At 48.1% G+C, this 15,137-nt stretch carries 15 protein-coding genes; 3 read left to right on the top strand and 12 right to left on the bottom strand.

The features are described 5' to 3' along the window. Window positions 1-34: 34 nt before the first annotated feature. The 5 genes from NX720_RS21035 to NX720_RS21015 all read right to left on the bottom strand — a co-directional run bounded on the left by NX720_RS21035 (window position 35) and on the right by NX720_RS21015 (window position 3,750). Window positions 35-592 (bottom strand): pilus assembly PilX family protein, encoded by a 558-nt coding sequence (locus tag NX720_RS21035; protein ID WP_262597259.1) that lies wholly within the window; start codon window positions 590-592, stop codon window positions 35-37. Then, window positions 589-1,629 (bottom strand): PilW family protein, encoded by a 1,041-nt coding sequence (locus NX720_RS21030; protein WP_262597258.1) that lies wholly within the window; start codon window positions 1,627-1,629, stop codon window positions 589-591. The genes NX720_RS21035 and NX720_RS21030 overlap by 4 nt, the downstream gene beginning before the upstream one ends. Next, window positions 1,626-2,126 carry a type IV pilus modification protein PilV gene (gene pilV / locus NX720_RS21025; RefSeq protein WP_262597257.1) on the bottom strand — a complete coding sequence of 167 codons (501 nt, stop codon included), beginning with the start codon at window positions 2,124-2,126 and terminating at the stop codon, window positions 1,626-1,628. Before pilV ends, NX720_RS21030 begins: the two co-directional genes overlap by 4 nt. Before the next feature lie 21 nt (window positions 2,127-2,147). Further along, the gene (locus tag NX720_RS21020; RefSeq protein WP_262597256.1) at window positions 2,148-2,669 is read right to left on the bottom strand and encodes a GspH/FimT family pseudopilin; all 522 of its coding nucleotides are present in this window, start codon (window positions 2,667-2,669) and stop codon (window positions 2,148-2,150) included. 226 nt (window positions 2,670-2,895) lie between these two features. Next, the gene (locus NX720_RS21015; RefSeq protein WP_262597255.1) at window positions 2,896-3,750 is read right to left on the bottom strand and encodes a D-hexose-6-phosphate mutarotase; all 855 of its coding nucleotides are present in this window, start codon (window positions 3,748-3,750) and stop codon (window positions 2,896-2,898) included. Between the two features lie 194 nt (window positions 3,751-3,944). Between NX720_RS21015 and NX720_RS21010 the strand changes: the two genes are divergently transcribed. Continuing rightward, the gene (locus tag NX720_RS21010; protein ID WP_262597253.1) at window positions 3,945-5,777 is read left to right on the top strand and encodes a prolipoprotein diacylglyceryl transferase; all 1,833 of its coding nucleotides are present in this window, start codon (window positions 3,945-3,947) and stop codon (window positions 5,775-5,777) included. Window positions 5,778-5,915: 138 nt separating this feature from the next. Here NX720_RS21010 and ispH read toward each other — a convergent pair whose 3' ends face one another. The 4 genes from ispH to NX720_RS20990 all read right to left on the bottom strand — a co-directional run bounded on the left by ispH (window position 5,916) and on the right by NX720_RS20990 (window position 9,410). After that, window positions 5,916-6,863 carry a 4-hydroxy-3-methylbut-2-enyl diphosphate reductase gene (ispH, locus tag NX720_RS21005; protein WP_262597251.1) on the bottom strand — a complete coding sequence of 316 codons (948 nt, stop codon included), beginning with the start codon at window positions 6,861-6,863 and terminating at the stop codon, window positions 5,916-5,918. Continuing rightward, window positions 6,863-7,312 (bottom strand): FKBP-type peptidyl-prolyl cis-trans isomerase, encoded by a 450-nt coding sequence (locus tag NX720_RS21000; RefSeq protein ID WP_262597250.1) that lies wholly within the window; start codon window positions 7,310-7,312, stop codon window positions 6,863-6,865. The genes ispH and NX720_RS21000 overlap by 1 nt, the downstream gene beginning before the upstream one ends. A gap of 35 nt (window positions 7,313-7,347) precedes the next feature. Then, window positions 7,348-7,863 (bottom strand): signal peptidase II, encoded by a 516-nt coding sequence (lspA, locus tag NX720_RS20995; RefSeq protein ID WP_262597248.1) that lies wholly within the window; start codon window positions 7,861-7,863, stop codon window positions 7,348-7,350. A gap of 290 nt (window positions 7,864-8,153) precedes the next feature. After that, window positions 8,154-9,410, bottom strand: a complete 1,257-nt coding sequence (locus NX720_RS20990) for a hypothetical protein (RefSeq protein ID WP_262597247.1) — start codon at window positions 9,408-9,410, stop codon at window positions 8,154-8,156. A gap of 323 nt (window positions 9,411-9,733) precedes the next feature. On the opposite strand from NX720_RS20990, the gene NX720_RS27290 reads away from it, so the two are divergent. Both NX720_RS27290 and NX720_RS20985 read left to right on the top strand, forming a co-directional pair. Further along, a complete protein-coding gene (locus NX720_RS27290; protein WP_404831106.1) occupies window positions 9,734-10,207 on the top strand; it encodes a recombinase family protein in 474 nt (157 codons plus the stop codon). Then, the gene (locus NX720_RS20985) at window positions 10,095-11,345 is read left to right on the top strand and encodes an RNA-guided endonuclease InsQ/TnpB family protein (RefSeq protein ID WP_404831014.1); all 1,251 of its coding nucleotides are present in this window, start codon (window positions 10,095-10,097) and stop codon (window positions 11,343-11,345) included. The genes NX720_RS27290 and NX720_RS20985 overlap by 113 nt, the downstream gene beginning before the upstream one ends. A gap of 85 nt (window positions 11,346-11,430) precedes the next feature. On the opposite strand, the gene NX720_RS20980 is transcribed toward NX720_RS20985, so the two are convergent. From NX720_RS20980 to NX720_RS20970, 3 genes are read right to left on the bottom strand one after another with little or no spacing between them, the layout of a single operon-like run. Then, window positions 11,431-12,573, bottom strand: a complete 1,143-nt coding sequence (locus NX720_RS20980) for an HNH endonuclease (protein ID WP_262597245.1) — start codon at window positions 12,571-12,573, stop codon at window positions 11,431-11,433. Continuing rightward, a complete protein-coding gene (locus NX720_RS20975; RefSeq protein WP_262597244.1) occupies window positions 12,570-13,274 on the bottom strand; it encodes an OmpA family protein in 705 nt (234 codons plus the stop codon). The genes NX720_RS20980 and NX720_RS20975 overlap by 4 nt, the downstream gene beginning before the upstream one ends. After that, window positions 13,274-14,983 (bottom strand): coiled-coil domain-containing protein, encoded by a 1,710-nt coding sequence (locus NX720_RS20970; RefSeq protein WP_262597242.1) that lies wholly within the window; start codon window positions 14,981-14,983, stop codon window positions 13,274-13,276. Before NX720_RS20970 ends, NX720_RS20975 begins: the two co-directional genes overlap by 1 nt. Window positions 14,984-15,137 lie beyond the last annotated feature (154 nt).

Below are 15,137 nucleotides of genomic sequence, written 5' to 3'. Positions count from 1 at the left end.
CACTCCTTTTCTGCGTTGAAAATAACTTTTGTTCTTAACGGTTCTTTTTGTAGGTGGTCTGCAACATCACCCTGGCATCACCGGAACCCCCGGTCGCCAATACCGTAATGCGGTAAAACTCAGCCCAGTTATCATAAACCGTCGGATCAGCGTCTGGCCCGTCAATCTCTCTGGGCAGGTAGCAGCGAAACTCAACAATATACTTTGCCTGTGTCGCTACCCCATTCAACACGACAGTTGTTGTTCGATAGCGCCCGGTATTACTCCAGAGTGCCTGCTCTTCCCAGGGAGAGGAAACCGTGGCAGAACAGGTTCCGGGTTCAGCGTGAGCAGTACCATCAAAGCACAACCCATTGTCACAATTCGCTGAGAAGTCTGAACTGTTTAACAACGTATTGGCCACGTAAGACTCAGCCTCCAGCACGCCGACTTCAGCCGAGTGAAAAGCCAGCTGTTCGTTACGGTAATTACCGGTCATTTTTTCTTCAAGGCTGGTGACACGGATGGACGCCATTCCAGCGACGGTCAGAATCAACAGTAAGACCAGGCTGACCAGTAAAACACTGCCCTGCTCTTTTTCTGACTGAATCATGGTTGCACCCTGTTTCTCAGCTCAACCGTCATAACAAAGTTACGGCGTATATAGTGATCGGTTGGTGTTATTCGCGCCCCTGCAAAAAAATACGGTTGTGGATTTTCGGCCACTTCCGTCAAGCTTCGGACTAACAACTCCACACGAACACTGACCACATTCGTCCAGTCATTGCTGAACAGGCCGATGGAATCAGCCGTGCGATACTGATCCGGAGTGCGGTTTCCATCCGAGTCATAGCCATACAAAAACGAAAGCCCTTCAATGCCTTCCAGCAAAGGTTCAGCATTGCGGGCATTGCCTGACGTATATTCGCCAGCCATTTTGCGATAGAGATTGGGCTGGCCATTATTGGTGCGAAGGTAATAAGCTACCGAGGTGACAGGAAACAGTATTGATTGGTTATGACTGTAGGGCTCAGCACTGGCGGCACTGTCCATACAGTTAAAATGCCCCTTCAGCTGTGAAGTACAGTTATACAGTGTACCGGACAAACCTGCTGCGTGTGATACCGATGATCCGGTGGTGCCATCTGCGGCTTTGAAAACCGATACCTGATCACACCCCGGTGACACCAGCGCCAGTATATCGCCCTGATCAAAACCATGACTGGTCACATTCAACAGGGCAGAAGACGACGTATGACTATTAACCGGTTGTCCTTGTTCAGCATCGATTTTATGAATAACAATCGCTTCTGAAATAGCAGAACTGTCGATACGGCTTTTGTTTGCCGTGGAAAGGCCCAGAATGCCTTTATCAAAATGGGTCATCCACTCCCGGTTATCCGTGGTGGTATAAACGACATTGGCCAGTGGCGTTTCCCCCGGGCAACCGGTATAACCCGCCATGCGAATATCTCGTGCCAGTAAATCCATGGCAAAGCGTGCATTTTCCTGTATCCGGGACAACTCATCCTGCAGCATATAAGTACGACTCGCGCTGAGAAACAGATGACCAATGCCAGCTATTAAAAACAGCCCAAGCAGCATTGCCACTAAAAGTTCAACTAAAGAGACTCCGGCATACTGCCTCACAACGCACTCCTTACCACCACTTCCCTGATGGGATGCTGCCCTCTGCTCTCATCAAACCGCATGGAAATTACATAAATGCGACCCGCTCCAGAGTCTTCAATCGTTATGCTGCCATCGCCGTTCGGCAGTATGCAGGCCATCTGAAACTTCCACTGTCTTATATCGTATTCAGCCAGCTCAGACGATGTGCAGCTGCCCGTCTCACAGTTGTCCGGATAGGCTTCTGTACTGCACTGTGCCGTCGTAAACTGCCCGACTGCAACCACATAATCCTCAGTGACTGACGACAGGCTACGATTGACCCGAATCCGGTCCATCATGTCATTACCGATAATGACGGCCTGAGAACGCAGATAAGCCACATGGTTGTGCTGCAGACTTTTGGTTTGCAACCCCACCATCCCCAGAATGCCAATGGAAATGACGAGAAGCGCAGCCAGTACTTCAATAAGACCAACACCAACAGAACCTCTGCCTGAATATTGATTTCCCTTCATACAACGCTCCTTAACCTGCCCTTAGCAACTGTCAGGCTCTGTTACCCGAACCCGGCCGGTCAGGCTGACAATCACTTTTCTGACCTCAGTCCCTGTCAGTCCCTGCTCACATAATGTGAAGCTCCCGGCTTTGCGCGCATAACCTTTACTGTTAAAGCCCGCATTAACCCCCTGATTCCATTCCATGGAAAGATTCTCAGGCAATGCGGAAAAAACCTTGAGTCGTTGGTCGTCTGCTTCCAGCACACCATCGGCATCAGCGTCGGTAAAAATTACCCAGCCTGAACTCCAGTCATCGCCGCTGGTATTACAGATAACACCATCTGAAGACGCACACAGAGAGACTGCACTGCGCCGCTTCACCGCTTCGCTGCGGGCCAGTGCAAAGCTGGTATAGATTTCCTGGGCAACAGAAGAGACTCGCTGACTGGCGATGAGGGTTCTCAGGGTGGGGGTAGCCATCGAAACCAGGATGGCTGAAATCAACAGCGTAATGACCACTTCAGGAAGGGTCAGGCCTGACTGCCCGGGCATGTACTGCATACTCCTATCCGTGGAATAGTCTGTGTTCCTAATTCCAATCTAGCCATGCTCTGTTGCAGGTAAAACTGCAACTGGTATCAGAGGGCTGATCGCTGGACAAGAGGAAACAACACAGGACAGAATTTCCGGGTCAAGCCACTGGCAGCAGCTTATCACCCCGTCAATACCGCTTATCGGGGATTACAAAAATGAGGGGAAAAAGGACAGTTTCCTGCCCTTCTAAAGATCAGCGAACAACCGAGATACAGGTAGAAATAGTATGCGTTTCCTGAGGTTCCAGCTGTACAGCCAGCGCAGGCAGAGTCGCCGTTTCAACACAAACCATATGACGGTAGCCCTGGTCAGGAACGTCAGCCATCTGCCGGGCCAGCTCTGCCCCGGGGTTCCAGACAACGGTTCCGTTGCTGCCGGATTTGCGAATCACAATCCGGCGTTTTAAGCCCGGATCGATAATAGTGCAGGTATCGCTGTTATTCACATAGGTTCGGTCTACCTCACCTTTCAGGGTGACATCTCCCTGCTGAACATAGGCTTTTTGATTATCCGCTTCATCCAGATAGCGTTTTCCAGCCAGCCCCTCAACACTAACGGCTTCAACATCAGAGACATTAAAGTAAGTATGCAACGCCTGACTGATAGCCACTGATTTTTCGCCAATGTTCTGCATAGTCAGACTGACCTTCAGCTCTTTGCCAATAATGATTTCAGTTTCCAGGCTGGCAGAACCGTCCCAGGCGGCATGTGTCGTTTCCGGTAAAGACAACAGAAGACGTGTTTCACCATCTTCCAGAGTGCACTGTTCTTTTAAACGCCAGAGATTGGTACGGGCAAAGCCGTGATTAGGGCCTCCTTCTGCACGCTTGCTGAACCATGGCCAGCACACAGGAATACCGCCACGAATGGCTTTACCTTCATCATAAACAGCGTCTGGACTCAACCACAGCACTTTTTCTTCACCATGGGGCTGAAAGCTCAATACCTGACCACCATGAAGGGAAACCACCGCACGGGCAAAAGCATTCTCTATATCCAGCACTGCTATTTTATTGATGAGTCTTTGAGTGACCTGCGTTCCTTCCATTGCCGACGTTCCTCTTGTTCATGTTTTCATGAGTTGACCGGTTTCAATTTACTTGGTCAGCCTGCTGATTAAACTAGGGATTATCACCTACTTTGGCCATTTACTGCGAAGAATTTGAATCTGTATATGGCAGCCTGCCAAATATAAACAATACTTTTCTGGTTGCAAGCCGAACATACAATGAGAGGTGTTTAGTGAACGTAATCTCTGGGGTAATGTCCGTTTTTCTGGCTGGTCTGTCCGCTAGCGTTGAAGCCCAGTTAACATTAGGTAGTACAAAGCCTTTAAATGCGCCTTTCGTCTTTAAGGGCATGGAGGGGTTTGCTGATTTCCCGGTTCCGGGTAAAGAAGCGGGTTCGAAACCTCCCAGTATTGAGATTGGTGACATTTCACTCCGCAATGGTATTAAAGCGCGAAACATCAGGCTCTATGGTTCTTCTGACCCATATGATTTATCTACTCCACTCCCGGGACTGGATCAGGCACTGGCAGGTTGTGACGGAAATCAGGCAAAAGGGTGGGTCAGTTATGACGCTGTGACTATCAGCTGCTCACAAGGAGGCGTGGAAGCCGAGCGCACCCTGCCACTCCCTCCCTCCACACAGAAAGCTTTATCTCTGGTGATGGAAACCAGAGGCAAAGGAAGCAAAATGCTGATTGCGAAAAATCCGCAAAAAGCAAGGCTGGTAGTTGACGATTCGATGCTGACTGCAACCAGCAAAATATTAACAGCCATGCAGTTCGGTAGTCCGTTTGCCAATACCACTTACGCCGTTGGTAATGTGCGTCAATTCAAAGACAACGATAGCAAGGAGAGATTGTTTGTTGACCTCTGCCTGGTCGACGAAGAAGACCTGAATCAGCCTGCGACCGATGGAAATAGTTTTTCAAAGAAAGGAGGTACAGGATTTTCATTCAAGTGCGGTTCATCTAAAAACCAGAATTCAGACTCGGAGGGTGGTGAATTTCCGGAAGAAGGGGGTGGCTCACAATCGCCAGGAGGTAATGGTGGCGATGACGGAGACCCTGACAAAAACAACCCTGACAATAAGCCGGGAACGTTAATGCTTTTATCGGTTGAGATCAATCTGGAACAGCTTATCAAAGCCCTGGAAGCATGGATTAAGTCCGCCACCCAAGAACAGAGAGTAGCCATTAAGGTTAGACTGGGGCTACTGGCAGAAACACTGAAGCTGGACACTCCAAAATCAGAGTTAACCGATCAGGAATTAAGTAATCTATGGGTAAGCCTGTTGCAGGCATCTTCAGAACATTTACAGCTTGACGACGGAACGAATGCTCACGCCGTCCAGAATTTACTGACAGAGCTATTGCAGGGAATAGCTTCCGGTCAGGCATTAGCAAATGTTCTACAGTCTTTACGTGATACAGGGGTTGTACAACAGCTGCAAGATCTTTCCTTCGAGCCTGTCGATCTTACACAAGACGATGAAGCCTCCCAGGAAGCCGCTACAGGCAATGTAGAAAACGACACTCAAACATCAGGAAATATCTCAAGCAACTGGCAGAAAATTATTAATTCATTGCTGGAAATCGCAATAAAACCGGAAGATAGTGAACATGCAACCGATGATCAAACGCCTCCAGAGGATCAGGCCAATTCAGAGAAACCGAGAGACGAAGGATCTACCGGAGGTGAAGCAAGCAATAAAGCCGAAGCGCCTGAAGGGAGTCAAGCAAACACTGAAGCCGAAGCACCTGCCGCCGGGAGTGAAGCGAAGAAGGAATCCGAAGCACCTGAAGGGAGCCAGGCAAACAATGGAATTCAAACAAGTAGCATTCCTTATGCAGCAAACGCTGAGTTTATAATGCTCCAATTACAACATCCAAAATTTTATAACAAACTTCGCAAGATTTTAGAAAGGCGTGAGGAACTGAAGGCCAACAGAAAAAACAAAGAAACAGCATGTGAGACCACTGGTGATAATACAACACCTGAAGGGAAGGAAGGTGATCCTGCCAAAAGTGGGCAAAACCAAAAAACCATACGGGGTGCAATCACATAAGCAGCTAGCCAGACACTATCAACACACCTGATATTTTCTGGTTCAAACCGGGTCGAGCGAAACAGGACATCCTCAGCGTTCGACCCGGCCTGCGCGTCACACTGAATCAATTAAGGTACACAACAGCGTTCAGGAATATCAGCTCACTTCAACCATACGAAGCTCTTTCGGCATGGTGAAAACAATATTCTCTTCCTGGCCTTCCAGTTCTTCCGGCATTTCTGCCCCGAGTTCCTGCAAGCGCCTGATTACACCCTGAACCAGAACTTCTGGCGCTGAGGCACCTGCCGTTATGCCTATAGCCTGCTTGCCCTGTAACCAGTGCGGCTCAATATCATCTGCTCCATCGACCAGATAGGCACAGGCTCCGGTTCGTTCTGCCAGCTCCCGCAGGCGGTTTGAATTGGAACTGTTCACCGAACCAACCACCAGTACAATATCACATTCATCCGCCAGCGCCCGCACTGCATCCTGACGGTTCTGGGTGGCATAGCAGATATCATCTTTGCGGGGCCCCTGGATGTTTGGGAACTTTTGTCGCAGTGCCTCAATAACAACCGCCGTATCATTCATGGACAGTGTCGTCTGAGTGACATAAGCCAGATGTTCCGGGTCCTGAACTTCCAGACCGGCTACATCTTCAGCGGTTTCCACCAGGTACATTCTGCCGCCTTTAGCATCATCATACTGCCCCATGGTGCCTTGTACTTCCGGGTGTCCATCATGACCGATCAGCACACACTCTTTACCTGCACGGGAATAACGTACCACTTCCATATGTACTTTCTTGACCAGAGGACAGGATGCGTCAAACACCTTCAACCCACGACGCTCCGCTTCAGCCTCGACAGACTGAGGCACACCGTGGGCACTGAAAATAACGATTACGTCGTCCGGCACCTGATCCAGTTCTTCAACAAAAATAGCGCCACGCTGTTTCAGATTTTCCACGACATATTTGTTATGCACCACTTCATGGCGTACATAAATAGGTGGCCCGAAAACATCCAGCGCGCGGTTTACAATATCAATAGCCCTGTCAACACCAGCGCAGAAGCCACGGGGATTAGCCAACCTGATTTTCATTACGAATTCTCTACCTGAACTACCCTTACCTGGAACAAAAGCTCCTTGCCTGCCAGGGGGTGATTAAAATCTACGTCAACACGTTCATCATCAAAAGCGGTCACGACACCAGCCAACTCACTGTTGCCCGCATCAGCAAAAGACATGACCAACCCTTCCCGCAGTTGGATATCCTTTGCGAAGCGAGATCTTGGAAAGGTCTGCTGATTGTCCGGATGAGGCATGCCAAAGGCTTTTGCTGGCGGTATTCTGAATACGCCCTCATCCCCTGCACCCATACCCAATATGGCCTGTTCAAAGCCAACAGGCAGGTTACCATCACCAACAATAAAAGAGGCGGGATCCCCGCCAAAATTACTGTCGACCACCTGACCATCAACCAGTTTAAGAGCGAAGTACAGGGTCACCCGGCGACCTGTTCCTATAGCTACTGCTGAGACTTCTGACATTGTTATTATGATACCCGCTTGATATTCATGACTGTTTACTGATGACTTTCAGATTTTTTCCGTTCCAGACGAGAACCATCCCGGAACATATCCAGAATCAACATAGCCGCACCAATGGTGATAGCAACATCTGCCACATTGAACGATGGAAAATACCAGTCCTTATAGTACACCAGAAGAAAGTCGACGACGTGACCATGAGCAATACGGTCGTATAAATTTCCGAGGGCCCCTCCCAGAATCAGCGCCATGGAGCAGGCCTGCCAGCCCTCCCCTTTTTCCATTCGGCGCAGCCAACTGACCAGGAAAAGACTGACGACCATTGCAACACTGGACAGAAACCAGCGCTGCCAGCCCCCCTCGTCACTGAGAAAGCTGAAAGCAGCCCCCGTATTATAAGCCAGAGTCAGAGAGAAGAAGGAGGGAATAACGGTCACCTGCTCATACAGATAAAAATTGTCCACCACACTGTACTTAGATAGTTGATCCAACACCACCACTATCAGGCTCAGCCATAGCCAGTGTACCATTCCCATCGATTTTTCATTCATAGAGTGTTTGTCCTGCAAGCGCATGTGTGTGCTATATGCTTTTTTATAGTATTGCCAGTTTTCTCTATCTGAAATGGTTATTAACCGAAAATAACATCGTCTTTTAGTATAAAAATGTAGCTTTATCTAAACAAACATCACCGAACCTTATTCTGAAAAACCTCAAACTGCTTCATAGCCGCCCCTAAAATAAAAGCCAGTAGGGTCAAGTCTTTAATTGTGAAAATTGCAAGACCTGACCCTACTTTAATTGATAAATTATTGATTGTTGCTAACCCTGAACCGTTAAGCTATTTATCAGCCCATTCCGAGAGTGTAAGTATCAAATACAATAGTATAATTGTTGCCCCATATACCATTATTCCGGAATTCGACCCCTCGTCAGGACCAGGTAATGTTGCAGACTCAATCGGCACTTCAGGCGCATCATCTTTCGGAAGGACTCGAAATTGGCGGCGCTCCTCCTCTGTCATACTCTCTCCCCGACGCATAATATGAGAATGATATCCCCCAATTTTCAGGCCTTCTGGGGGATCCAGATCCATTGACGGAATGAACATCCAATCCGTACGCCTGCGCCCCCCCCCCAAACGGCGCCTTGTGAACATCGATCTTGGCACTGTTTCAGGAAAAATATTGCCTGTCACTTCAAAATCGCTGGCGTTTTCCCTTGGTATTGTGAGCCTGAACTGGCCATTTAAAAGATTGATACGGTAATTTCCCATGATACCATCTTCGACTTCCCGACTGGACTGGGCGTCATCCATTCTTAAAAAAAGTAATTCAAATGAAATTTCCTCCAGGTATTCTTGACTATTAGAAGTAATAACAGGGTTTGAAATATATGCGAGGGGCGATATATCTGGAGTTTCACTGTCAGGAGAGTTAATCAACACAGCAGGAGGTATAAGAACAGCCATTCTATTCGAAAAGTAAGCTGGCGTTGATGATTGACAAGATTGGCACACCGCTCTTTTACAATTGGGAATACAGGTACTCGTACTCACCCTCAGTCGCTCCATTGTTCTTTGCCTGCTATCTTTAAAAAGGTATTTTGCGATGTCTCTGCTCCGGCGGCTTTTTATGCATTCTATCAGGGGGCGCAGAATGTCATTCAGATTCATAGCCATAAGCTTGCCGCCCTCAGTATTATCCCTTTCGGGCTCAGCGTTAGCCTCGGTGGCACAGATGCGATTAACAGAGAACCTATAGCTAAAAATGCCATGAGCAAAACAACTTATCCGATGCCCCCGGGATTGAGATGAAGAACTGGCTTCGTGAGAACAATCATCACAGTTGCAGTTGTTATAACTAACGCCTTCCTGTGACTCCATACGCAAATAATAGTGGGCCAAAGAGGAAAACCTGTATGTGCTAACATTGCTATCCCCTTCTCCTCCTTTTTCTTCGGTCAAAAGTACGGGCTCATCGTTCCCTTTGATTTTATATTCGTAGATTTCTTCCTCGGCAACAGCAGGAAAACTATTGAGCAAAACTCCAAATAGCGTACACAGGAGTAATAAAGAATGTTTGCTATTATGGAACATATGTTTAAGCGCCTACGGTAGTAATAGATACGAACAGAAGCGCCTAAAAAAATAGACCAGAATGCTTTTAAAAGCACTATAAAAACTTCGTTGTTAACTGTCGTTACAACATTATATTTTTAGCCTTACTGATTGCTTTTATGCCGGGAGCGAACAGTTAAATAAAAATGCAACAATCGCAACATAACTTGTTATACTGACAACAACATAGATAGCCAGAGGCGTTTATTTTGTGGGTATCCACAACCAAACTTGCCAAGATTGAGGGCGTAACAACCCAGACAATAAGGCGAAAGATCGAAAGCGGTCATTACGAGAAAATAATGCAAACGAGCGGGGGTCACTACCGCATATTCATCAACCAGCAGAGGAAGATATGCTATGCAAGGGTTAGCTCAGGGAAGCAAAAATCTTCCATTGCTACGCAAAGGCGACGCTTGCTCGAAAGGCATCCTGACGCAGAATTTATCAGTGACATTGCCAGTGCTTTCAACTTTAAACGAAAAGGACTGCAAACCATTCTGGAATCAGCGATGTGCGACCATCCAACCCACATTGTGGTTACCACAAAAGGCAGGCTCGCACGATCAGGATTCGAACTTATCAAGTGGCTCGTTGAATTATCAGGAGGACAAATCGAAGTTTTGGATGACTCGAATGGTTCCGGTGAAGCCTTTGATACCCATGAGCTTATCGGTTTCATTACCTCGTTCTGCAACAACCACTACGGACAGCGTTCCGCTAAAAGGCGCAAAGATCGTAGCATCAAAAAGGATCAGAATTTACCCGGAGAATGAACCGGCCTACAGGGATGCACTTGCTCTTTACAGGCGTTCTTACAACCTGGCTGTAGAGCGGTTCCGCAATGACAAATACAAGGACGAAAATGGTAAATTTATTAATATGCGCCCGTCGATAAAGGCTCAGGTGGAGAAGGAGCAAAAAGACAATGGACGGGCTTATAACTCTATTATTTCAGATAATGGAACACTAGCGGCAGCGACAACATTCAAGTCTGTTTGCAGTAAAAACAAAAAACTCAAAGGGGCAAGTGGAGGTTTCTCAGAAATAAGTTTTAAGAGCCGTAAAGGAAGCAGGCACTCATTCTCTATTGATAGACTGCCAAAGGGATTGAACCCTTGCGTTAATGCGTTGGGCAGAATCCATCTAACGGAAGAAGTGCCTGCCGAAGCCATTGGTAAATCATGCGTTATTACCTGTGACAAAGGGCGCTGGTTCATTCAGGTTCAACAGCACATAGAACTCAATGCCGATATCCAAGGCGCAGTGAAGTGTGTTGGGATAGACCCCGGAGTGCGAACTTTTGCTACCTGTTTCAGCGATAAAGAGGCTTTAATTGCAGGAAATGACTTTGCCAAAAAAAAGTTGTTCCCGCTTATGAAACGAGTTGACAATCTCATTGGGCAAAAACAAAAGATTCTGAACACCCAAAAAGGCATTAAGTTTCCTGACATGCCTCAGTGGGCGCAGGATCGTATTGTCAACTTTGACAAAGAGATTAACCGCCTCAAGTGCAAGAAAGATGACATTATTCTGGACTTGCATAACCGACTGGCGTTCGAGCTTGTATCCAATTATGACGTTATCTTTCTGCCGTCTTTCGAGACGAGGGGTATGGTCACACGAAAAGACAAAAAGGTGCGTACCATACGCCGGAATACCTGCCGCCAGATGCTAGATCTCAATCATTACGGGTTTAAGGTGCGTTTGAAGTGGTACGCCAGAAAGTACGGAAAGCACGTTGTGGATTGCAATGAAGCGTACACGTCAAAGACCCGCTCATGGGATGGCAGTATTGATGATCGGCTTGGTTCATCAAAAGTTATAAAAGGCAATGGTTTCACCGTTGACAGAGACATCAACGGTGCGAGAAACGTCCTTCTTAAAAATCTAACAAGGCAGCTTGAGCCTTAATCATAACAACGAATGTTGCGTTCGTTGCGGTTTTAATCAAGAGTGTTACATTCTAACCTTCAGCCCCCCCTACACAAAACGCTCGTCACCGAACCTTATTCTGAAAAAGCTCAAACTGCTTCATAGCCGCCCCCAGGGTAAATACCGTCCAGCCAGTGGCTTGCAGAAGGGGCTGGTCTTCAGGGTTAATCAGCACAGCCACTTTTCTTCTGGGCCAGGCCAGGTCAATAGACACCAGCTTTTGACTGCACTTCACCATTACGCCGAGGTCAGGGGTTGGCAGATTGTAATGACGGCATTTTCGGTTCAACCCTTCCAGCGCCGTGTCGGAAAACGCCTGCAGCCGGTCATAATCAAACACATCGAATTTATGCTGCTCTCGTCGTAAAGTATTGATGGTCAGGGCATCGTCCCGGCTGACATGAAGGTGGCCGTGGTGAGGCTGCTTTTTGTGACAGTCGGCACAAAGCCCACGGAGGTTTTCACGACGGTTGTCGGTTTTATTGCCGTTAATATGGTGCACATGAAGCAAACGGGTATAGTCCTTCAGGTAGACACCACAATGCTCACAGTGATAATCCAGCTCACGACGGTAGCGGCTGGAAATGGCTGACCAGTCCGGCGTGTAATCCGCCGCTTTTGTCTGAGTCTCGCTGGCTTCAGGCAGTGACTTGAAGAAGGAGCTGTAGGTTTCAAAAAAAGCCTCGAAATCAAACTGGCTCACGATGGCATTCTTCTCTACCCATGGAATAACTTCAAAGCCACGGTAGTTCAGGATTTTCAGACAGTTCTTGCAGACATTCAGCCGGGCCTCACCACTGGTTTCCCTGTTGGTGGTGGGGTCTATACCGAAGACCGGAAACAGGCCATCCATTCTGCTGATCACATCATAGCGGCTAAAACGCCCTGAGTTCCTCATGCTCTCAAGGGTTGAACACTCGGCAACATGAACCTTCCTGCCTTGCTGACCGTTATGGAGAACCTCGACAATTTTCTGATACTGATCAGGAATATAGAGCATCACCTGATGCCCGTCGTAATTAAGAATCCCCTGTGAGCCGTCAATGTCCTCAAGCTGAATATCTCCACCCAACACTTGGCCAATCGCCAGATCTTTCGCGACTGAATCCAGCTCGGTAGTCTGGCTGGCGATTTCAAAATCATCAACAGCGTAATTCAGAGGCGCGACCGCACGGAAAAGTGCGCTGAAATCAACGGTCAGTTTCAAGACTCAGCCTCCAGAATGCGTTTGATCTGAATGTCCGCATTGGTGATGGCCCGGAAAGAAACACGTCTTGAACGTTCAGCGTCTTCCTGTCCGTTGTCGTTCAGCACGATTCGGGAAGAAGAGAACCCGACAGCCGCAATATTCCGCTTGATCCAGCTAGTTTCATCAGGCACCAGACCGTAGAGATAATAAAGCACCGACCGGGTTCGCCCCTGGGAAAGGGACATATTCCTGAAGTAAGCTTCTTTCTCTGTGCTGTTGGCATTCCAGTTGCTGCTGGTGTGACCTTCAATCCTGACCTCATCCAGTGAGCTTCTGTAGGGCTTCAGCACCGCCAGATACCTTGGGAAAAAATCGTTCAGTATCGTCTTGAAACCCGGCTTCAGGGTTATCTTGCCATTATCAAACAGCACTTCAGGGGACTCGAAGTTAAAAGCCAGAGTTTCCTGATGAATCTCGGCACCCCATTCGGGCAGGTCATCCCGGAATTCATCCATCAGGGCATCATAGATCGCCACCTGATTTTCCTGATAGGCGACAGCGACACTTTTAATTTTTTCATTTTCTTTCTGGGTGTGGAGCATAAAGACAATGGCGATAAACAGGAACACCATCATCAGGCCCGCCATCAGATCAGAGATGGTCAGCCAGTGCTCACCGTTCTCACTGGCCTCTTTCCTTTGTCCGAAAATCTGTTCCATTATGCCGCCTGCTGCCTCACCACTTTCTGCATGGCTTTGGTCAGCCTGGTGTAATCGTCAGTGAATCGGCCAGTGACCTGGGCCAGCGCCTGCCCCATCTCGGTCATAACCCGGTTTACTTCCTGCTGCATGGACTGGTCAATCATCTTCAGCTGACTATCAACGGCTTCACCGGTCATGCCGACCTGCTGACGAATCTGCTCCTCCATGGCTTCGAAGGTCTTGCGGGACTGATTCACCTGCTGGGTGGCCGCCTGCTCCATCATCTCTCCCAGCTGTTTTTGCAGCTGCTCGGTGGAGTTCATCATGGCGTTACGCACATCAACGGTATCCGCCGCCAGGTTCTGATTGGCTTCCGTCATGGTTGTGTTCATGGATTGGGCATCCACCACCAGTTTTTCAACCATATCCCGGACGGTGTTGTTCAGGTCGCTGACGGCATCTTCAAGGTGCTGTTTGATGGTTTCTGTCTGGGTTTGCAGATAGTCCGAGCTAGTTTGCAGGCTCTCGTTGGTGCGTGCGGCGTTGTGGGTGAACTCTGTGGCGGCGGTATCAATGGTTTGCCCGACGGTTTCAATACCTTTCTCCGTTTCACTGGAGAACTTGCCCAGCAGGTCTTCCGAGGTCTGGATATGGTTTTGAATATAGCGGTCAGACTCGGTCAGCAGCTCTTTATAGTGGGTGTTGGCGGTGGTGACTGCGGCGGAAATATCCGATACCGTTTCTTCCACCTGACGGCGTATTTCCGGCACGGCCTCAACAGCACGGTCACGCATAGACTGGAACGCTTCCAGATGCTGTTCCAGTTCATCCAGCTGCTTTTGGTTGATGGTCATTACTTCATGGAGGTTTTCCATGGTCTGTGGGATCAGCTGCGTCTTGTCGCTGATATGGGCAACAGACGACTCCGTTGCTGTAATCGCCTGAACGCCCTGGGCGTACTGCTGGTTCATCTGCTCAAGTTGCGTTTTGTAGTTGTCCTGCCACTCCACCAGTTTATAGACGGCATCGTTCAACTGTTTGAAGTTCTCGCCAAACTGGTCGGTAAGGTTATTGTTGAAATCGACAATCACCTGTTTCAATGCCTCGATCACCTGTTCAGTGGCGGATTTGGAGAGGGTGTCGGCAAAGTCCTGAAGCCTGATCCACAATTTGTCTGAGAATTCGCCAAACTGTTTTTCTTGCAGGTTGAAATGTTCATCCGCCTGATGCCGGGACTGCTTCATCATGTCGTTGAGGTCGCCCCGCAGAATTTTCATCTGTCCGACAAGGGTGGACTCTTCATTGCCGACCAGAGACTTCTGTAATTCTTCTGTGGCTTTTAACTGCGCCTGCATGGTGGCAAGAATCTTTTCAGGCGAAGCTTCGGTGATGATCTCTTCTTTTTGTTTAGGTTTTAACCAGGAGGTGGTTGAGAGGGTTTTCAATAGCAAAGAAGCGAACATACCCATAAGGCTGGTACAAAAAGCGGTTTTCAAACCTGCCAAAAGCAGCGGGATACTGCCTTCTATATTGTGTTGGTCAAACTCCATTAAGCCCATCACAATTCCGAGGAAAGTACCGAAGATACCCAGTGTTGTTAATAATGTGGGCGCATAGCTGACAAATTCACTGGCCTTGCCCTGTTTGCGGAATCCTATAGCCAGTAATAGAGTCAGGATAATAAGGATTAAAAACGTTATGTTGGTGGTTGAATCAAAGAATTCCATTTATGGCCTTTGAGGATGTAATTGATTAATTGTTAAGCAGAAAGCGATAGTGAGCGTTTTTTCGGCAGGAAAAGATCGCCGCTAATTTAAAATTCGTGAATAATATCACCCTGAATCGGGTTTTGGGTAGCGTAAATAATAATAAAAACCAGCA

It is taken from the genome of Endozoicomonas euniceicola (assembly GCF_025562755.1).
Lineage (GTDB): Bacteria > Pseudomonadota > Gammaproteobacteria > Pseudomonadales > Endozoicomonadaceae > Endozoicomonas_A > Endozoicomonas_A euniceicola.
The sequence above is the reverse complement of the archived record's forward strand: the minus strand, read 5'-3'. Positions and strand labels throughout refer to the sequence as shown.